The following is a 17,713-nucleotide window of genomic DNA, read 5'->3' as shown; positions in this document are numbered from 1 at the left end:
GGGTCATCTTGCAGAGGTCGTCAGGTGTTCTGGGGTACTGCGATGCCGAACATCTGCTCGGTGGGGTCGAGTTGCGCGCCGGCTTTCGCCGCCTGGGATCGGGCTTCCTGGTCTGCGGGGAGCAGGCGGTCAAGCTCTCGCTGGGCCGCAGCTCGTATCCGTGCCGGGCTGACCGACGTGCCCCCGGCCACGCCAGGGATGTCGAGCGCGATGCTGGCCAGCAGCGCGTTGATCGCGTGACCCTCTTCGCGGGCCTGGTCACCGAATCCCTCGGCCGCGGCAGCCAGGTTCACCGCCATGGTCAGGTAGTTGACCTGGCCCGATCCGGAGGCGATGAGGCGTTGGTGCAGCGGCCACTCGGAGGAGACGAGCAAGGAGCGGGCGGATCGGAAGGTCTGGGTAAGCAGCGCCGGGCACACATAGGTGCGCGTGGTCCTGCTGTTCCGGAAGCTGCGCTCCTCATCCCGCCGGAGACTGGCCATGCGGGCGGAGCTCAGGAGCGCACCGCCGAAGAACGCGTCGTGCACGGCCCGGATGGTCTTCTGGCTCGCCGGCGCCCCGATCAGGGTCAGGGTCTGCAGCACCTGCTCCCGAACGGATTTCAGGGGGCGCGTGGCGGCGACCGTGGAGCCGGCGGGCGTGCCGAGCAGTGCGGTCCAGGCGTCCTGCGCACTCCGGAGCTGCGCGTGGAGCTCAGAGAGGCGGCCGGAATCCGAGGATTCGGCCGCGGTCCGCATCTCGGTCCGGAGCCGGGACATCTGCCTCTCGATCGCGTCCAGCGCCTCATTCATGGGATACAACCTACCAGTGTTTTCCCATGTGTCCCTATGTTTTCCCATGTTTGTCGGCCAGTTGGGGCGACTGTGACGCCGATAGGGCGGCCCGGGAGCATCCGGGCCGCCCCATCGGCGACTCAACGGCGGATCAGCGGGCTCGCGCGCCCATGCCGATCGACCGAGGTACGGCTACTGCCCCTTAGCGGCGTCCTTGAGCTTCGAGCCCGCGGAGACCTTCACGCTGTAGCCGGCGGGGATGGTCATCGGCTGGCCCGACGCGGGATTGCGGCCTTCACGGGCGGCACGGTGAGTGCGCTCGAAGGTCAGGAAGCCGGGGATGGTGACCTTCTCGTCGCCCTTGGCGACGACCTCGCCGACGGTCTCGGCGAGAGCGGCCAGCACGGCGTCGGCATCCTTGCGGGTCACCTCGGCGCGGTCGGCCAGCGCGGCCACCAGCTCACTGCGGTTCATATGGGGTTCTCCATGTTCGTTCTGCCTGTGCGGCTGCTGCCCCTTCATGCTGCCAGGCCCCACTGACAATCCTTGCCGCGTGGCGCGACCCCCTCGAAAGGTCGACCCGATTAACTTGACCCACAACTGAAACATAGCTTAACTTTTTAGCGTCACTTGATCGTCTCAGTGACCCTCTCCCGGCCGCCTGCCCCTGGGCTCAACCTGTCCGGTTCCGTCCGGCGCTTGCCCTTGACGCACCAACGGCCCTCCTACTGCGAAGGGGACTTCGACCATGAGCTCGACCGCCATAACCCTCCTGCCCCGGCTCCGATTCACCCTGCGACTCAGGCTCCCCGCCCTTCGCGGCCGGGCCGGCCGCGCCAACGAGGGCCTTCTGCAGGACGACGCCTGGAAGGCGATCGCCTTCGCCGTCGACAACGCGGCTGCGGACGTCCTGCCGATGAGCGCCTCCGCCACTGGCGATGTCGTCGCCGGAAGCCGGGTCCTTGCATCTCTGGTTGGAGGGCACTTCCTGCTCAAGCGCGTCCACCAGCGCAACGAGCAGCGCACCGAGGAGGCATGGACCGGCCGGGAGCGGCGGCAGCGACGACGGGCGTCCGAGGAACTGCACTCGTACCTGACGGCCTTCGAGGAGGCCATCGCCTACGCCCGCCGGATCGCTGACGGCGAGCCGGCGGGCGCCGAGCTGCCGATGCTGCTGCAGGACGGTTCTCATCTCCCCCTGGTCCAGCGCTTCCGCCAGGACCGCCAGGTGCTGACGGAGACCCGCTGACGCTCTGCCCATTCGCGAAAGGGCACGACGTGAGCCGCCCCGGCTCTCACCCCCTCCCCGACAGCTCGCTCAAGGCACTTCGGGCCGTGTTCGACGGGGTCCGCGATGCAATCGCCGCGGCCCGGACCGTCGCACTCGCTCCGCATACCCCAGCCCATGCAACACCCGAGACGCCCAGGCCATAAGCCTGCGTCCCGGCACCGCGCCCGCCACATCATCATCACGAGGAGGAATCCATCACGGTCCCGGAATCTGTCCGCGCCCGCTCCGACGCCCTCGGGCGTGCTCTCGCCGACCTCTTCAATGGGCACGGCGTCACGGGCGGCGGCTGGACCCACCGCACCTCGGAGAAATCCCACGTCTACTCGGCCACCCTCCTGCATCCTTCAGGACTCGGCGTCGGGCTCCGTCACCAGAACAAGCACCTCAAGGGCGAGGCGGGCCGGCGCCTGACAGTGGAGGGCGCCTACCCCTCGGGCCACTCCGGTCCGCGCGCCGATCCGATCACGGTCGGCACGGAGCAGCCACCAGCGCGGATCTTCAGCGAGATCAGGCGCCGCCTGCTGCCTGAGTACCTCGCGACGATCGACGCTGCCCTGAAGGACGCCGCCGAGGCCGCGCAGCATGAGCAGGCCCGGATCGCGATGAACCGCCGCCTGGAGCAGGTGCTGCCGAGCCTCGGGCACAGCGCCATGCCGCACCGGGGGTCTGCGGGCCGGTCCAGGTCCTACTGGTCGGGCGGCGAAGGAGGCATCGAAACTCAGCCCGCCCTCGCCGCCGGCGAGGTCAGACTCAGCCGCGACGCGACCAGCATGGATCTTCAGATCACGGGCGTGCCCGCCGAGTTGGGGCTGCGCATCCTTGGGCTGCTTAACCCCGACACGGTCCCAGAGCTGGAGGGGGTCCCGGTCCCGCAGGAAGCGGCACCGCTCCAGCCGGTCGCTCCCGTCCCGCGCACGGTCCTGGTCCAGGGCCAGGTCTTCGCCTGTCCCGCCGCACCGGCCGCGCGACCATGACCGGCTGCCCGCGCCCGGTCCGTACACAGAAGGCACGGAACTCGTTGACCCTTTTAAGTTGCCCCATGGTGCGCAACAAGTTAAGATATAAGCGTCAGCCTGGCTGGGGTGCGCACGGCACGCCCCAGCAGGGCGGCACATCGACCCGCCGTCCGGCGCTCCCCTACGCCCGCCGGACGGCTCCCTCCGACTGGCCCGCCCATCCCCCCGGGCGGGCCAGTCGGCCTCCGAGCGCCGGAAGGAGCCCACGTGCCTGATCCACGAGTCCGCGAGGAGCACACCGCCCACGATCTCGGGACCTACGGTCGGCTCACCATCGCCGCACGCGCCGACGTCCATTCCGGAAATGTCCTCTACCGGCTCCACGCCCCGCACGTGCGCGGCTGCGTAATGCTCTCCCCCGCCGCCGCGGCGGACGACCCCACCATGCCCGACCCGGGAGCCGGTGAACTCATCATCAACCCGGACAAGTTCGCCCCCGCCTTCGCTCTTCACGAATCACGGCCGCTGTCGGTGAACAACATCGTGCTCACCGGACCGGTCCGCATCGCCGAGAGCGATTCGGACTACCGGCCCGTTCGCCGGGGCAAGACCGGACGCCCCGAGTGGCTTCCGCCTCGCACCCACCGGCACGCAAGGGCCGTCCTCGACGCCGTCCTCAAGACCTGGCGCGAGCGCGAGGACCTCGACGAACTGACCTCCGCTGCCCGCCGGCAGGCCGCGCAGCTTTTCCTGAAGACCTACAGCGCCCAGCTCAGCGCGCGTCGGGAGACTGCGCTGCGTGCCGTCACCGCCGTGGCCGACGCCGAGCGCCGTGTGACCGAACTGCACGCCCTGCTCGCCGCGTAGCCCATCCCCCGTCAGCCGACGCTTCCAGAGAACGGACTCTCCATGCCCATGACCGCCCAGGCCGACCCGGCCGTCTCCGCCGTCTGTGCCGCGCTCGACGCGGCCGGCCACGAGCTGAGCGAACTTCTCGTCTTCCGTCCCGACCTCGGCGCGACTCACCTCGTCGTCCGGTACAACCCGCTCAGCTCCGACACCTGGGACCTGGAGGAGGAGCAGAACGCGGCGTTCGCCAAGACGCTGCGGCGGGCCGGGTGGGAGAGCGCCGTCGACCTCGGCGCCCTCGTGTTCATTCCCGACGTGCCCGCGCCTTCCACGGCACCGCGCACGTTCCTCGCGGCCTGGCGCATCGCGATCGACGACGTCGACGACGCCCAGCAGGCGGCCGACGAGGCCCGCGGGCGGCAGGTCGACCTGGGCATCACGGAGTCGCTGTGGACGGTCACGGACGCCGTGGGTCGGTCCCGGGCGGTCCACTGCTCCGACCCCGACCTCTCGTAACCCGCCACGCATCCCGCCCACCAGCAATCCGCGTTCCACCGCCAGGAGGTGACCCGTGACCACCCGCCCCATCACCCGCCGGGACGACGTCCATGTGCCCGGCATGGGCACCCTGGCGATGCGCGTCACCACGCTGGAGCACGGGCACGTCCGGTACACGGTGCGCGGCCCGCACGTGCGCGGCTCCTTCGTCGTCATCCCCGAGGTTCTTCACGACCGGAGCGTTCTGCCGAGCACGGTGCGGGTTCAGTTCGGGGACAACGCCGAGCCCGGGGAGGACGATCTGTCGTTCTACTGGACCCACCGGCCCGACGAGCCGGTCGTCTACAACGTCCGCCTGCACGGCTGGACCGAGCACATCGACCCCGACAGTCCGCCTTCCGGATACTTCCTCGGCCGGTACGCGACCTGTCTGCGGGACAACCGCACCCACCGCGAGCTGAGCTTCGGAGTTCGCCGCCGTACCGAAGCGGTGGTGCGCGCACTGGTACGCCACTGGGCCGCTCTCCCTCACCGTGCGGACCTGGGCATGGCCGCCGTGCGTCCCGAGGCCGAGGCCCTCGCCACCCATGAAGCCAAGGAGGCTCAGGCGCTCGAGGACCAGATCACCGAGCTCCAGGCGCAGCGCAAGGCGGTGCGTGATCGTGTCAACGCCGTGCTCGGCGTGCTGCGCAGGCGGCCTCGTCCGGTCCGCCCGGCCGACCCGTCGCCGGTGAAGGTGCCGATCGTCGACGCCAAGGGACAGCCCCTGGGCGTCCTGGCGGTCCGCGAGGTCGCCGTGAACGAGGTGGTCCCCGGGACGGTCGTGTACGAGGCGACGGGGGCCCATGTGCACGGCCGGTTCACCGTCGGCCGCGACCGGTTCCGTCCACTGCCTCTGCCCTCCGGCGTGCGCGTCACCTACGGCCACCTGCGTTCCACCAGCCCGTACCCGAGCGAGCAGAAACACGAGCCGACCGTCCACGGCGTCCGCATCACCGGCGTGTGGGACCACGAACGCGCCGACGGCATCAGCACCTCGGCTCCCGCCCGCCTGCCGGCCTCGGCCAGCAGCGGCATCAGGGCCGGGATGTCCGCGTCCCGGGCGACCGAACGGCGCGCCTCCGCGGTGCTGCGCGCCCTTGCCCTGCGCTACCTCGACCGCCCTGACGCGGCGGCTCTGCAGCTCGCCGCGGCGAAAAGTGAGGCCCCCCGGGAGCTGACCAGGTGCCGCGAGCAGCTGGCGCAGCTCAAGGCGCAACAGCGGGAGCGCGAAGCGCAGGCCCTCCGGCACCGCACCCGCGAGGCGCAGTACCGGGCGCTCGGCCGCTGACCTGCCGAAGCCGTCCTCCCGCGCGAACCCCGGTTCCGCCCTCCCATCACGTTCACCTCAACCCCGTCCGCGGCCGCGTCGCGGACCGCACCACCCCATCCACCGCTCCGCTTCGAAGGAGGCCCTTGTGACCCAGGCTCCGCGCCAGGCCACCGCCACCGAGTCCAAGCACCTCAAGACCGCGATCGCCGACCCGGACGGGCACCTTCCCCCGCAGGTGTCCTCCCGCCTGCTGAAGGCCATGCTCGATGCCGGATTCATCTACCGCGAGGACTCCGACGGGTACCGGCTCAGCGACTCCGAGGCCCTCGCTTACACGGGGAAGACGGCGTGGCGGATCACCCTGACCGGACGCCGCGCGGTGCTGACCGAGTCCCAGTGGCGCGACCTGACCAGCCGGGTCGATGAGGACGAGGCGTTCCTGCCCAACGTCCACTGGGTCACGCGGAACGGGCTCGCCGCGCTCGGGCTGGCGGAGTACCGCGACGACTCCGGTGCCGTCCAGCCGAACGACGGGGGCTCCGGCCTCCACGGGCCCCGGTTCCGGGCTTTCCGTACCGAGCTCGGCCGCCGTGTCGCGCAGCTGGCAGACGCCGACGCTCTTCAGTGATTCCCCTGGGGGGCCGTGGCGTCGCCCATGGCCCCCGGGACCTCCCGTCCGCCCCACTGTGAGGAGAGCCGTGGGTACCCGTATCTTCACCGCTGCGGAGCTGCACGTCCTGGGCGTTCCGCTCGATCTGTCCCGACCGACCGTCGCCGATTTCCACGTGCTGAACGGGCGCGAGGCGGAGAGGCGGCGCTGCGTCTTCGCGGATCGGGACGCCTACTGGGCTGTCGACTACGACAGGCCGTTCACCGAGCGCCAGGGCGTCGTGGACCACGGCTGGGGTACCACCGTTGAGGCCACCGAGGTGGTGCCCGTTCGCATCCCGACCCGGGCGTGGGTGCCTGTCGGCGCAGGTGTCGAAGCCGATCCTGCTGTGGATGTATGGATCGTCGAGGTGCTGCACTCGGCTGGCCGGTTCCGGTTCAGCTACCGCGACGACGAGTACGACCTGGCCCAGGACCGGCTGCGCGAGCGCCGGGAGCGCCACCCTGACGCCGAGGTTCGGCTGGTGCGGATGACCACCACGTACACCGTGGTGGAGGTCGACGAGCGTCCAGGCAAGGCGCCGTCCTGAACTCGGCAGGGGCGGCGCGGCAGTCGGGCCCGAACAAGGCTGCGCCCCGGGCCGCGTGCTCCAGAGAGCAGAGGCGGACACCGGGGCTTACCAAGCTGTGCCCCGGACAGTGTGCGAGGGGGGATTCGCAGTGACTGCTACCCGGGGCGTACATCTGTCACAGTAGCCCCAACTGCTGCCGAAAGCACGCGAATTATGCCGCGCAGGGAGCAAGGTGTCCTGCCGGCTTTCCCTGCCCCTCGCCCGCCCGGCCGGGTGCCGGTCGTCGGCGGGTTCCGGGCGTGTTCCGTCAGGCGGCGGGCGGCAGTTGGATGTCGGCCTGCCGGCGGGCGGTCGCTATGCGGGCCCGGTCCCAGCCAGGCGCCTTGGGCAGGGCGCGCAGGAAGCGGCGCAGCTCGCTGGACTGGATGATGGTCACCCCCTGGCTGATGAGACCGCCGGGAGGGACCGCGGCGTAGTGCACGGCGACTACGGCCAGGACGGGGTGGCCGAGGACGCCGGCAACACGGCTCGCCTCCCACAACACGGTGTCGATGGAGTCCTTTTGGGGATGGTTGCCGTACCAGAGCTTCCCGCTGCGCAGGTGCACCTTGGCCTTCTTCGACTTCCAGGTCTTCGTGTCCACGTACACCGGCCCGCACCTGCCCAGGACGATGTGGTCGAGGTTGGCGCGGGAGCGAGGTACCTGGCGATCGTGGAGAACCGCCCAGCGTCCGAATCCGCACCAGACGAGCGGAGCGAGGATCCAGCGGGTGCGGCGTTCGCCGGCCGCTCCGGTAGCCCAGGTGCTGCCTTTGCTGCGGTAGAGCCGGCGCAGGGCGAGGACGATGGTCACCGCGGTGACGGCGAGTCCGGCGTGCCAGTCGGTCACGGCTGCCACGAGGTAGCCGATGCCGAGCGCAGCGGGCGTCACGAGGAGCGGGAGTGCCCACGCGGCGGTGCGGTGCTGCTTGCGGCGTTCGGCCGCGCGGATGGTGTCGGCCATGGCCTGGGCGCTCGCTCCGGCGCCGGGCCGGCGCTTCGATCGCGTCGTGGGCATGCGGTCTCCTCCAAGGTCACGCGGGTACGGAGACGGCGATGGTGCGCGTGGCTGGCTGTGGACAGAGTCCGGGCGCCGAGAACGCGACGGCCCGGACTCGGGTGAGGAGTCCGGGCCGTCCAGCGGGGGTTGTCCGAGACCTGGTGGGTGAATTCCTGGCGACGTGCCCGCGCCACCGTCGTGCGGTGAAGGAAGCGGGCGGGCCCGGGTTAGGGCCGGTCGTGCGGCTGGGCCGGCATGGCCCCCATGGCTCGGTCGTGGGCGTCGAAGATCCGCTGGACTGCGGGTGAGTCCAGCAAGCTGTCCGCCTTGCTCAGCAGGTCGAGAATCGGGTCGCCGGCGTCGTCAGCAGTGTCACGGGGCTCGTCATCGGGGAGCTGGGACCAGCGTTCGCGTTCGGCGCGGTAGTGGGCGCACGCCTCGGGGGTCGCGAATCGGCGGATCGAGTAGCCGCCGCAGTAGGAGCACCAGCGGTCTTCCAGGTCTCGGTCGCGGCGTGCGGCGCCGGGACCGATCAGGTCGCCCAGGCCCTGGTGCCGGCGGCTGTGGTGGAGCGGGCGGAGGATCTCGACGAGTTCGGCGAGCGGCAGAATCTCGTGCTGCTGCGATGGCAGCGGGCCGAAGCCCCGGCCGCTTCGGGTATCGGCGTGCTGGCACAGGGCGCCGTGGGAGCGGCCGCGATAGTGTCCGCGGGCGTTCGTGGCGTACACCTGCACGTCGGCGAGGGGGCCGAGCTCGGCTCCATCGAGGAACGGTGTGAGGTCGAGGATGTTGCCGTAGTCGTCGAAGTCGCGGTGGGTGAGCTGGGCGAAGAGCATGTCGACGTCGTATGTGGTGCGGTAGTCCTCGGGCAGGGTCCGCAGGTCGGTGTCGGGACGGATCGCGTTCCAGATCTCCCCCGGCCACGGCGTCGATCCGAAGTAGGTGTCGGTGCCGCTGATGCAGTAGCCGTGGCGGCAGTCGCACGGGGCGCTGCAAGGGCCGGGCTGTAGGTCGTCTGTGAACGGGGTGGTCGTGAGGGTGTCCACCGGGTCGCGCTTGACGGTCTTGAACGGGCCCTGGTTGTTGACCGTGATGAGCTGGTCCGGATCGCCCTCGCGGCGGTAGACGGTGACGCGGATGCTCATGCGCAGTCGGCGGGCGGCGCGCTTGGCTGCCGTGCGGAGGGCGGCAGCGCCGCCGAGCCGGGTGATGTGCGGCTCGACGAAGGGCAGGGACCAGGACGACGAGGGAGGAAGCCCTTCGGTCTCGGCTTGGGCGCGAGCCTTGGCCAGGAGGCCGTGGAGGTGGTCGGCCGCCTGCTCGGCGGACATCGGCGCTTTCCGGTCCGGCTTGGGGCCGATGGCGGCCATCGCGCGGGCCTGCTCGGCGTCGATGCCGGTGGCGGCGTGCAGTCGGTTCACGGTGTGGTCCGGCATGTGCTCGGCGAGGCCGCGGAGCCGCTGCAGGGCGGATCGTCCGGGCTCCAGGCCGAGGAGTTCCATCATCCGGTGCCGTCGGACTTCGTTGGCTTCGGCCAGCCGGCCGATCCAGTCCTCCAGCGACTCGCCCGCGCGCGGCGGCACGACGTGAGCGAGGCGGGCGGGGGGCGTGAAGGTCTCGGTGCGGCGCTCGATAGCGCGGCGGGCCGCCGAGAGGGAGGTGCCCGGGTGGTCGGTCTGGTACTGGCGAATCGCACGGTCGATCTCGCGCTGGCTCTTGCTCGTCATGGGTGTCGCACCTTGTCCACGGTCGTCTGTCCCACGCGCTGCGACCGTCGATGGAGGACATCACGGCAGGCCAATCACCTCGCGCGAGTCTCAGACTCTTGGCCTCGGTGCCCGGGCGGCGTGGGCGCGGTCGGGCGGGACGTCGGGCGTGGCGCGATTGCCCTGCCCCGATCGTACCCAGCGGCCATGGGGTCCGCGGTGGGCACTGCCGATCCGTGAAGCGGTGGCGCTCAGGCCCGCTGACACCGGGGCCGGGGAAGAGCGGTGGCGATGATGGGGGTACGGCGGGGGCCGATCGCGCGGGCGTAGCGGTGATTGCCAGCGTGGTGGACGACGGTCGCCGAGATGTCCTCGAGGGCCTGGGCGAGCCAGTCACGGCCGGATTGTCCGGGCTGGCGGGGCGATGCTCCGAATTCGACGAGGCGACGCTCAGCACCGCGATGTCCGACTTCGTCGCCGCGGATCTTGGCCGCAGCGCGATCGGAAGCGCGCGGGTTCGCGGATTCCTGGAGGGCTCAACCGTCGAACCCGCGCGTCGCTTCCGGGTTGAAGATCGGAGCGAGGGCGGGTTCACCTGCGCCTGCAGGGCATTTGGTGGTTTTCACAGCCCTGGGGTGCGACGGCGTATGGCGTCGGTGGCTGTCCACGGCGCGATGAGCGCGGCGGCCACGGAGGGGACGACCAGGAGGAAGAACAGCGGTCCGTAGCCGCCGAGGGGCACGGCCAGGGCGGCGCCGGCGAATGGTGCAAGGGCTGATGCTGTGTGGGCGGGCGCGGCGAGGAGTCCGGAGAGGCGGCCGTAGTGGGTGGTGCCCCAGCGGTCGGTGATGGCGGTGGCCTGGAGCAGGGTGAGGTTGCCGCGGACCATGCCGGCTACGACCGAGACGGCGATGAGGAGGCCGTACGGACCTGGGGTGGCGGCGAACGCGGCCGTCGTCAGTCCGCCGAGTGCAATGAGGACCGTAGTGCGGGTCGTGGCGGTGGTGCGGCGGGCGAGGGTGGCGTACAGGGTTCGGCCCAGGGTCTGTCCGGCGCCGCCGATGCCGAGGGCCCAGGCGGCCTAGCTGGTGGTGTACCCGCGTTCCAGCAGGAGCGGGACGAGCGCGACGACGACGGCGTACATCGCGAAGCTGGACAGGGTGAAGGTGGCTGCGAGCAGCAGGAACGGTCGGCTGCGCCTGGCATCGGCAGCGTCGGCGGCCTTATGGGCAGGGCTCGTTGGGGCCTCGGGCCAGGGCGCGCGCAGTGCCAGGGCGTGGGCCGGGATGGTGACGGCGGCGAGGATCATGGCGAGCGCGAGGTAGGTGTGGCGCCAGGACAGGTGGTCGGCGAGGGTCGCGGTCAGGGGTGCGAAGACGGTGGAGGCGAGGCCGCCGGCGAGGGTGACGATGGTCAGGGCGCGGACGTGGTCGGGGGCCCACCAGCGGGTGAGGGCGGCGAACGCGGGCTGGTAGAAGGTGGCGGCCATCGCGAGCCCGGCGAGCGCCCAACCGATGAAGAGGACCGGCAGGTTGGGAGCCGCGGCCACGATCAGCAGGCTGACGGTGCCGCACACGGAACCGGCGGTCATGACGGTGCGCGGGCCGCGCCGGTCGAGGATGCGTCCGACGCGGATCCCGGCGAGGGCGGAGATGACGAGGCCGAGGGAGAACGCCGCGGTGGTCGCCCCGGCCGGCCAGCCGGTCGCATGGGTGATCTGGGGGTTGAGGACGGGGAAGGCGTAGTAGACGATGCCCAACTCACGATCTGCGTGGCGCAGAGGGCGGGCAGGGCGGCGCGGGGCCGCGACCGGTCCCCTGTTCCGGTCGCGGCTCCGCGCGTGGGGGTGCCCAGATCGGTCACGAGCCGCAGCAGCCGCCCGCCGGAGCCTCCTCAGCAGCCCCGACCGAGACGGGGGCGCCGAGCTGGACGAGCTGCGGCGCAGGCGCGCAGCAGCCGCCGTCGGCTTCCTGGGTGTCGGGGACGTCGAACAGGCCGGCGCCGCCGCAGACTCCTGTCTCGGGCAGGGTGAGTTCCACGCGGTCGGCGGACTCGACGTCGCCAGCGATGGCGGCGGCGACCGAGCGGACCTGCTCGTAGCCGGTCATCGCCAGGAAGGTCGGGGCGCGGCCGTAGGACTTCATGCCGACCAGGTACACCCCGGCCTCGGGGTGGGAGAGCTCGCGGTGGCCGTGGGGGTAGACGGTGCCGCAGGAGTGCTGGTTGGGGTCGATCAGCGGCGCGAGCGCGACGGGGGCCTGGAGGCGCTCGTCGAGGCCCAGGCGCAACTCGTCGAGGAAGGACAGGTCGGGGCGGAAGCCGGTCAGCACGATCACCTCGTCGACCGCGTCCAGGCGGCGCCCGTCCTCGCCGACCAGGACCAGGCGGCCGTCGGTGTCGCGCTCGACCGCCTCGGTGCGGAAGCCGGTCACGGCGTCCGCGTGACCCTCGTCGACGGCGGCCTTCGCCGCCAGGCCCAGGGCGCCGCGCGCGGGGAGCTGGTCGGCCTCGCCACCGCCGAAGGTGGACCCGGAGATACCCCGGCGCAGGACCCAGACGCCCTTCGTCCCCGCGCCGTCCTCGGTCCTGGCGAGGTCCGCGAGGTAGGCGAGGGCGGTGAACGCGGAGGCGCCGGAGCCGATCACGGCAGTGCGCTTGCCCGCATACCGGGCGCGCACGGCCGGGTCCTTCAGGTCCGGGACGCGGTAGGTGATCCGGTCCGCGGCGCCCCGCTCGCCGAGCGCAGGCAGTCCACTGCCGCCGGCCGGGGACGGGGTGGCCCAGGTGCCGGAGGCGTCGATGACGGAGCGGGCCAAGACGCGCTCCTCCCGGCCGTCGGCGCGGGTGAAGTGCACGACGAAGGGCTGCTGCTCGCGGGCGGCGTCGACGATGCGGTCCCGGCCGGCCCGGGAGACGCCGGTGACCGTCGCACCGACGCGGACGCGGTCGCCGAGGACGTCGGCGAGCGGCTGGAGGTACAGCTCAGCCCAGTCGCCGCCGGAGGGGTAGGTGGCCGGGTCGGGCCGGGTCCAGCCGGTGGGGGCGAGGAGCTTCTCGGCGGCCGGGTCGACGACCTCGCCCCAGGTGGAGAACAGGCGCACGTACGCCCACTCGCGCACCGCTGCGCCGGCCTGCTGGCCGGCTTCCAGGACCAAGGGCTCGATGCCCTGGTCGACCAGGTGGGCGGCGGCGGCCAGACCCGCGGGTCCGGCCCCGATTACGACGACGGGCAGCTCAGTGGTGGCGGGCGCGTTCACGGCGACTCCTTGCGTGGTTCGACATCTGTCGATGGCTTGCGCGGCCCAGCATGACACTTGTATCGATGAGCGTCAACATAGACAATCATCGAAACTGAGTGGTGTTCGGGTGCTGTGAAGCAGGTCGACGGTGGCGGTCAGTCCGGCGTTGTCGACACCTGCGGACGCACTGCTGCGCCGCTGGCTGCCCACTGCGGCCAGTGGTCGACACGATGCCGAGGTGGTAGGTCCTGGGCTGCGAGAAACTCACCGAGGTGGACCCGCTGGCCCCGCCGGTCCGGACGCATGCGAACCGCTACGGCCTGTTCCAGCTGAACCTGACCGCGACCGTGCCCTGCCCGCGCACCCCGGACGGTGTACGAGCCGGGCTCCCGGTGCCCTGGCGGCCTGGACGCTCAGCCCCGGTTCGCTGCCCGCTTTCGGGCGGTGCCGAGCAGGTAGTCGCCGCTGATGCGGGTGAAGGCGCCCGTGACCGCCAGGCCGTGGCGTGGCAGCTCGGCCAGGAACTCGCGTGCGGTGAACCTGTCGTGCTCAGGGTGGTCGAAGAGCCTGCGGTAGGTGGGGCGAGCCAGGGCATGTGCGGTGACCTCGTCGAAGACGAAGACCCCGCCCGGCTTCAGGACGCGGGCGATCTCGGCGACGGCGGATCGCCAGTCGGGGATGTGATGGATGATCGCGAAGTCGAACGCCGCGTCGTACGTGCCGTCCTCGGCGCCGAAGGCCGCCTTCAGGTCGGTGGCGTCCCCCACCTCGAGGCGCACCCGCCCCGGCCGGTCGGCCAGGCGGCGCCTCGCCTTGGCCACCATGGCGGCGTCCAGGTCGAGGGCGTCGACCTTCGCGGCGCCGAAGTGGTCGAGGATCATCCGCGTGCCGAACCCGGAACCGCAGCCAATCTCGACCGCCCACGCTCCGGGCGCGAGCGGGCCGCCGGCCAGCTTCATCAGCGCCGGGACCTCGTAGAACCGTTGCAGGGCCCGGCGGGCGGGGCTGTTGACCGCCGCCGTCTCGATCCGGTTCATCAGCATGACACGACCCCCATAGATGTCATCGGCAGTTGTAGCTATCATCGTCCCATGACGATGAATAGCACGGCGGTCGGCAGTACGGCCACCACCTCGTGCGGGGCACCCTCGGCGGCGGTGGCGCTGTTCCGGTCCCTGGGTGACCCGGCCCGACTGGCGATCCTCAAACGGCTCGCGGAGGGCGAGGCCCGGGTCACCGACCTGGTCGCCTGCGTCGGGCTGGCGCAGTCCACGGTCTCGGCGCACCTGTCCTGCCTGCGCGACTGTGGCCTGATCACCTCCCGCCCGCAAGGGCGGGCCACGTTGCACTCGCTGGCCCGCCCGGAGCTGCTGGACCTGCTGGCCGCAGCCGAGCAGCTGCTCGCCGCGACCGGCGAGGCCGTCGACCTGTGCCCCGCCTACGGAACCCACCCCGCCCCCGAGGAGCCCGCCCGATGAGCACCACTCCCGCCACCGTCCCCGATGTCACCGGGCCGGCTGCGCACCGCGCGGTGCGGTACGCGAAGTTCACCATCGGCTACAACGTGATCGAGGGCGTCATCGCCATCGCGGCCGGCACGGTCGCCGGGGCGGTCTCGCTGATCGGGTTCGGCATCGACTCCGGCATCGAGGTCGCCGCCGCGGTGGTGGTGCTGGTGCGGCTGTTGGCGGAGATCAAGGGCGGTGAGCCGGACGAGGCCAAGGAACGCCGGGCGCTGAAGTTCATCGCGATCACGTTCTTCGCGCTCGCCGCGTACGTCACCGTCGAAGGCGTCCGCGACCTGTTCGGCGGCGAGAAGCCCGACACCTCGATCGTCGGCATCGCCCTGACCGGCCTGTCCATCGTGATCATGCCGTGGCTGGCACGCGCCAAGCGCAAGGCCGGACTGGAGATGAACTCCCGCCTGGTCGTCGCGGACGCCGCCGAGACCAAGCTGTGCGCCTGGCTGTCGGTGTCCACCTTCGTCGGCCTGCTCGCGTTCGCCGCCTTCGGCTGGACCTGGATCGACCCGGTCGCCGGCTTCGTCATCGCCGCCTTCGCGATCATGGAGGGCAAGGAAGCCTGGGAAGGCGAACTCGTCTGCGACGACGGCTGCGAGGACGACGACAAGCCCGCCACCGCGACCGGCGACTCCTCCTGCTCGGACGGCTGCAAGTGACCGCCCCCACCACAGCCGTGGCCCCGTCCGGCGCCCTCAAGCGCCGGACGGGGCTGCTGGCCCTGGCCGCCGCCCTGGCCGGAACGGACCTGGGCATCAAGGCATGGGCGGAGCGCGCCCTGCCGGGCTCCCCTATCGAGGGCGGACCGCTCGATATGGAACTCGCCTTCAACTCCGGGGTCGCGTTCTCCTTCGCCGCCGACGCCCCGGCCTGGACCGTCGTCGCCGTCACTGCCCTGATCACGACGGCGGTCGCGGTCGTGCTGTGGCGGACCGCTGCAACGTGCCGCCGGCCATGGGGCATCGCGCTCGCCGCCGTTCTCGGCGGCGCCCTCGCCAACCTCATCGACCGCGCCCCGGACGGGCGGGTCACCGACTACCTGCACACCGGCTGGTGGCCCACCTTCAACCTCGCCGACGTCTTCATCGTCTGCGGCGGCCTGCTGCTCGTGGCCCTGTCCTGGCGCGAGGACCGGCCCGGGCCCGGGGCGAAACAGAACAGCTCCACACCGCAGTAGCCGGGAATCCCTGCCACAGTGACATCACATCCCACGGGGTACCGGGGTGGGGTCAGGCGGCCACGCGCAGCAGGGTCTCCTGGAACGAGACCGCACTCTTGGGCGGCTGGTTGTGGGGGAGTTTGGCCAGGGCTGCGGACATGCCGCAGGTGTTGGTTGCGCCGGAGAAGACGAGTCCGGCGCCGATCGCCCCGGACAGCCAGTGCGCGGGCGTCCAGGCGAGACCGCCGAGGAAGCCGGCGAGGACCAGGGTGCCGGCGGCGAGGCGGACCTGGCGGTCCATGGGCCAGGTCGCGCGGGCCCCCGTCGGGCGCTCGGTCTCCCGGCCGGCGGCGGTCCAGGCGGTGGTGCCGCCTTCGAGGGTGGTGGCGTCGATGCCCTGGGCGGCCAGCTTCTCGCAGCCCTTGGCGGAGCGGGCTCCGGAGGCGCAGACGATAAGGAGCGGGGCGCGCTGGGCGGCCTTCTTCAGGGCGTCGGTGGCCTCGTCGAGGCGGTCCAGGGGGATGTTGTGGGCGCCGGGCAGGTGTCCGGTGGCGTACTCGCCGGGGGTGCGGACGTCGATCACGGTGAACTCGCCGAAGCGGGCGGCGGCCTGGGCGGGGGCGAGTGCGGTGGGAGTGGTCATGGAATGGTTCGCCTTTCTGAGCGGTTCCCCACGGTAGGATACCCACGGGGGTATGTGAGGAGGTTGGTGTGCAACTCGACATGAGTGCCGAGGAGCTGAAGTCGGCGCTGAACCGGCTGCGGCGGGCGCAGGGTCAGCTCGCGGGAGTGATCAAGATGATCGAGGAGGGCCGGGACTGCGAGGACGTCGTCACGCAGTTGTCGGCGGTCTCCAAGGCGCTGGACCGGGCCGGGTTCTCGATCATCGCGACCGGTCTGCAGCAGTGCATGACCAGTGACGATCCCGAGGTGCGGGATTCCGCGCAGATGCGGGCCCGGCTGGAGAAGCTGTTCCTTTCACTGGCCTGAAAAACTTTCGTCCCCCCGTGGGGCCTGGGTGCACGCACCGATGGTGCGTGCACGGCAGGCCCCACGGGTGTGTCACAGCAGGGTGCCCGTCGCCATCACCGCGGCGACCGCCAGCAGCAGAGTGCCGAAGGCCCGCTGCAAGGTGGCTGGCCTGACCTTCGCGGCCAGCCGTTTGCCGTCCCAGGCGCCCAGGACCGCCGTCGCGATGAACGGCATGATCAGGGCCCAGTCCAGGCTGACCTCGGTCGTCGCGCGGGCCGCGAGAGCGACCAGCGCGTTGGCGATGATGACCAGCAGGCTCGTGCCGACGGCCGCGCTCATCGGCACCGCCAGTGCCGCCACCAGGGCGGGTACGGCGAGGAAGCCGCCGCCGACCCCGAGGAACCCGGTCACCGCACCCAGTGCGGCTCCCGCCCCCGTGGCGCGGGGCACGGAGGCGGGCGCTGTCACGTCTTCGGACGGTGTCCTGCGGCGCAGCATGCGCAGTCCGGCGAGAACCGCGAGGACGGCGAAGGCCAGGGTCAGCACGGCGGCGGGGATGTGCGCGGACAGCAGGCCGGCCGCCGCGGCAGGGCCCAGCCCGGCCGCGGCGAAGAGCAGGCCGGCCCGCCAGCGCACCGTCCCGGCCCGGGCGTGGGCCAGCAGCGCGGTGAGCGAGGTGACGATCACGATGATCAGGCTGGCGGTGGTGGCCTCGGCCGGACTGAAGCCGAGCAGGTAGATCAGGGCGGGGACGGTCAGGATGCTGCCGCCCGCCCCGAGCGATCCCAGAGCGAGGCCGACCAGCGCCCCGGCGAGCAGGGCGAGAACGAGCGCGGTCATATGACGCTGCCCGCCGCCCCGCGCGCGTCCTGCACGGGCAGGCCCTCGGCGGCCCAGGCACGCATCCCGCCGGTGACGTCGAGCGCCGTGACACCGCGGTCGGCGAGCAGCCGGGCGGCCTGCTGGGAGCGGTGCCCGGAGCGGCAGATCAGCAGCAGGTCACGGCCGTCCATCCGGCTGGGCAGGTCCGCGCCCCCGGCCAGCCGGGACAGCGGCAGGAAGAAGGCCGCAGGGGCGTGACCGGCCTGGAACTCGTCCTCCTCGCGGACGTCGGCGAGCAGTGCGGAGCCGTCCTCGACGGCGCGGTGTGCCTGTGCCGGTGTGACGCGGCCGGGGCCGCATTCGGGCAAGAGCATGGTGCTTCCTCTGGTGCCTGTG

Annotated in this window: 20 protein-coding genes and 1 pseudogene; 11 read left to right on the top strand and 10 right to left on the bottom strand. The window is 71.6% G+C overall.

Features of this window, described 5'->3' with window-relative positions; translation table 11 throughout:
- Nucleotides 1-20: 20 nt before the first annotated feature.
- A complete protein-coding gene (locus ABEA77_RS03565) occupies nt 21-791 on the bottom strand; it encodes a hypothetical protein (RefSeq protein WP_345640968.1) in 771 nt (256 codons plus the stop codon).
- A 174-nt stretch (nt 792-965) separates the two neighbouring features.
- Nucleotides 966-1,247 (bottom strand): HU family DNA-binding protein, encoded by a 282-nt coding sequence (locus ABEA77_RS03560; RefSeq protein WP_345640966.1) that lies wholly within the window; start codon nt 1,245-1,247, stop codon nt 966-968.
- A gap of 274 nt (nt 1,248-1,521) precedes the next feature.
- Between ABEA77_RS03560 and ABEA77_RS03555 the strand changes: the two genes are divergently transcribed.
- The 7 genes from ABEA77_RS03555 to ABEA77_RS03525 all read left to right on the top strand — a co-directional run bounded on the left by ABEA77_RS03555 (nt 1,522) and on the right by ABEA77_RS03525 (nt 6,878).
- Entirely contained in the window at nt 1,522-2,022 is a 501-nt protein-coding gene (locus tag ABEA77_RS03555; RefSeq protein WP_345640963.1) for a hypothetical protein, read from the top strand.
- Between the two features lie 455 nt (nt 2,023-2,477).
- Entirely contained in the window at nt 2,478-3,038 is a 561-nt protein-coding gene (locus ABEA77_RS03550; protein WP_345640960.1) for a hypothetical protein, read from the top strand.
- Between the two features lie 249 nt (nt 3,039-3,287).
- Complete coding sequence (locus tag ABEA77_RS03545) at nt 3,288-3,887, top strand: hypothetical protein (RefSeq protein ID WP_345640958.1); 600 nt, start codon at nt 3,288-3,290, stop codon at nt 3,885-3,887.
- A gap of 42 nt (nt 3,888-3,929) precedes the next feature.
- Entirely contained in the window at nt 3,930-4,385 is a 456-nt protein-coding gene (locus ABEA77_RS03540) for a hypothetical protein (protein ID WP_345640955.1), read from the top strand.
- 55 nt (nt 4,386-4,440) lie between these two features.
- Nucleotides 4,441-5,697, top strand: a complete 1,257-nt coding sequence (locus ABEA77_RS03535; protein WP_345640952.1) for a hypothetical protein — start codon at nt 4,441-4,443, stop codon at nt 5,695-5,697.
- Between the two features lie 127 nt (nt 5,698-5,824).
- On the top strand, nt 5,825-6,307 hold the full coding sequence (locus ABEA77_RS03530; protein WP_345640949.1) for a hypothetical protein: 483 nt from the start codon (nt 5,825-5,827) through the stop codon (nt 6,305-6,307).
- Between the two features lie 70 nt (nt 6,308-6,377).
- Complete coding sequence (locus ABEA77_RS03525; protein WP_086761562.1) at nt 6,378-6,878, top strand: hypothetical protein; 501 nt, start codon at nt 6,378-6,380, stop codon at nt 6,876-6,878.
- 289 nt (nt 6,879-7,167) lie between these two features.
- Here ABEA77_RS03525 and ABEA77_RS03520 read toward each other — a convergent pair whose 3' ends face one another.
- The 5 genes and pseudogenes from ABEA77_RS03520 to ABEA77_RS03500 all read right to left on the bottom strand — a co-directional run bounded on the left by ABEA77_RS03520 (nt 7,168) and on the right by ABEA77_RS03500 (nt 13,887).
- Complete coding sequence (locus ABEA77_RS03520) at nt 7,168-7,917, bottom strand: nuclease-related domain-containing protein (RefSeq protein WP_060880406.1); 750 nt, start codon at nt 7,915-7,917, stop codon at nt 7,168-7,170.
- 209 nt (nt 7,918-8,126) lie between these two features.
- Nucleotides 8,127-9,626, bottom strand: coding sequence for a TniQ family protein (locus ABEA77_RS03515; protein ID WP_345640942.1), 1,500 nt, complete (start codon nt 9,624-9,626; stop codon nt 8,127-8,129).
- A 601-nt stretch (nt 9,627-10,227) separates the two neighbouring features.
- Nucleotides 10,228-11,468: pseudogene (locus tag ABEA77_RS03510) on the bottom strand (MFS transporter).
- Nucleotides 11,465-12,862, bottom strand: coding sequence for an NAD(P)-binding domain-containing protein (locus tag ABEA77_RS03505; RefSeq protein WP_345640940.1), 1,398 nt, complete (start codon nt 12,860-12,862; stop codon nt 11,465-11,467). Before ABEA77_RS03505 ends, ABEA77_RS03510 begins: the two are co-directional and overlap by 4 nt.
- Nucleotides 12,863-13,257: 395 nt before the next feature.
- Entirely contained in the window at nt 13,258-13,887 is a 630-nt protein-coding gene (locus ABEA77_RS03500) for a class I SAM-dependent methyltransferase (RefSeq protein ID WP_345640937.1), read from the bottom strand.
- Nucleotides 13,888-13,935: 48 nt separating this feature from the next.
- Between ABEA77_RS03500 and ABEA77_RS03495 the strand changes: the two genes are divergently transcribed.
- Genes ABEA77_RS03495 through ABEA77_RS03485 form a run of 3 tightly spaced genes read left to right on the top strand, consistent with a single transcriptional unit; the run spans nt 13,936 to nt 15,541 of the window.
- Complete coding sequence (locus ABEA77_RS03495) at nt 13,936-14,322, top strand: ArsR/SmtB family transcription factor (protein WP_076968392.1); 387 nt, start codon at nt 13,936-13,938, stop codon at nt 14,320-14,322.
- Nucleotides 14,319-15,023: a cation diffusion facilitator family transporter gene (locus tag ABEA77_RS03490; RefSeq protein WP_076968393.1), complete on the top strand. Its 705-nt coding sequence runs from the start codon at nt 14,319-14,321 to the stop codon at nt 15,021-15,023. Before ABEA77_RS03495 ends, ABEA77_RS03490 begins: the two co-directional genes overlap by 4 nt.
- Entirely contained in the window at nt 15,020-15,541 is a 522-nt protein-coding gene (locus tag ABEA77_RS03485) for a signal peptidase II (RefSeq protein WP_345640933.1), read from the top strand. The genes ABEA77_RS03490 and ABEA77_RS03485 overlap by 4 nt, the downstream gene beginning before the upstream one ends.
- A 52-nt stretch (nt 15,542-15,593) precedes the next feature.
- On the opposite strand, the gene ABEA77_RS03480 is transcribed toward ABEA77_RS03485, so the two are convergent.
- Nucleotides 15,594-16,166, bottom strand: coding sequence for a rhodanese-like domain-containing protein (locus tag ABEA77_RS03480; RefSeq protein ID WP_076968395.1), 573 nt, complete (start codon nt 16,164-16,166; stop codon nt 15,594-15,596).
- A gap of 68 nt (nt 16,167-16,234) precedes the next feature.
- Between ABEA77_RS03480 and ABEA77_RS03475 the strand changes: the two genes are divergently transcribed.
- A complete protein-coding gene (locus ABEA77_RS03475) occupies nt 16,235-16,513 on the top strand; it encodes a metal-sensitive transcriptional regulator (RefSeq protein ID WP_076968396.1) in 279 nt (92 codons plus the stop codon).
- 72 nt (nt 16,514-16,585) lie between these two features.
- On the opposite strand, the gene ABEA77_RS03470 is transcribed toward ABEA77_RS03475, so the two are convergent.
- Nucleotides 16,586-17,335 (bottom strand): sulfite exporter TauE/SafE family protein, encoded by a 750-nt coding sequence (locus ABEA77_RS03470; RefSeq protein WP_076968397.1) that lies wholly within the window; start codon nt 17,333-17,335, stop codon nt 16,586-16,588.
- Nucleotides 17,332-17,691: a rhodanese-like domain-containing protein gene (locus ABEA77_RS03465; RefSeq protein ID WP_345640926.1), complete on the bottom strand. Its 360-nt coding sequence runs from the start codon at nt 17,689-17,691 to the stop codon at nt 17,332-17,334. The genes ABEA77_RS03470 and ABEA77_RS03465 overlap by 4 nt, the downstream gene beginning before the upstream one ends.
- Nucleotides 17,692-17,713 lie beyond the last annotated feature (22 nt).

Origin of the sequence: Streptomyces tremellae (assembly GCF_039540215.1) — a bacterium.
GTDB classification, from domain to species: domain Bacteria; phylum Actinomycetota; class Actinomycetes; order Streptomycetales; family Streptomycetaceae; genus Streptomyces; species Streptomyces tremellae.
Note: the sequence above shows the minus strand (reverse complement) of the source record. Positions and strands in the feature narration are given on the sequence as shown.

What these genes read in the sequence shown, in the direction of transcription:
- ABEA77_RS03540 (WP_345640955.1), top strand. Translation starts at nt 3,930, where the DNA reads ATGCCCATGACCGCCCAGGCCGACCCGGCCGTCTCCGCCGTCTGTGCC.
- ABEA77_RS03560 (WP_345640966.1), bottom strand. Translation starts at nt 1,247, where the DNA reads ATGAACCGCAGTGAGCTGGTGGCCGCGCTGGCCGACCGCGCCGAGGTG.
- ABEA77_RS03465 (WP_345640926.1), bottom strand. Translation starts at nt 17,691, where the DNA reads ATGCTCTTGCCCGAATGCGGCCCCGGCCGCGTCACACCGGCACAGGCA.
- ABEA77_RS03500 (WP_345640937.1), bottom strand. Translation starts at nt 13,887, where the DNA reads ATGCTGATGAACCGGATCGAGACGGCGGCGGTCAACAGCCCCGCCCGC.
- ABEA77_RS03565 (WP_345640968.1), bottom strand. Translation starts at nt 791, where the DNA reads ATGAATGAGGCGCTGGACGCGATCGAGAGGCAGATGTCCCGGCTCCGG.
- ABEA77_RS03555 (WP_345640963.1), top strand. Translation starts at nt 1,522, where the DNA reads ATGAGCTCGACCGCCATAACCCTCCTGCCCCGGCTCCGATTCACCCTG.
- ABEA77_RS03490 (WP_076968393.1), top strand. Translation starts at nt 14,319, where the DNA reads ATGAGCACCACTCCCGCCACCGTCCCCGATGTCACCGGGCCGGCTGCG.
- ABEA77_RS03470 (WP_076968397.1), bottom strand. Translation starts at nt 17,335, where the DNA reads ATGACCGCGCTCGTTCTCGCCCTGCTCGCCGGGGCGCTGGTCGGCCTC.
- ABEA77_RS03480 (WP_076968395.1), bottom strand. Translation starts at nt 16,166, where the DNA reads ATGACCACTCCCACCGCACTCGCCCCCGCCCAGGCCGCCGCCCGCTTC.
- ABEA77_RS03520 (WP_060880406.1), bottom strand. Translation starts at nt 7,917, where the DNA reads ATGCCCACGACGCGATCGAAGCGCCGGCCCGGCGCCGGAGCGAGCGCC.
- ABEA77_RS03515 (WP_345640942.1), bottom strand. Translation starts at nt 9,626, where the DNA reads ATGACGAGCAAGAGCCAGCGCGAGATCGACCGTGCGATTCGCCAGTAC.
- ABEA77_RS03495 (WP_076968392.1), top strand. Translation starts at nt 13,936, where the DNA reads ATGACGATGAATAGCACGGCGGTCGGCAGTACGGCCACCACCTCGTGC.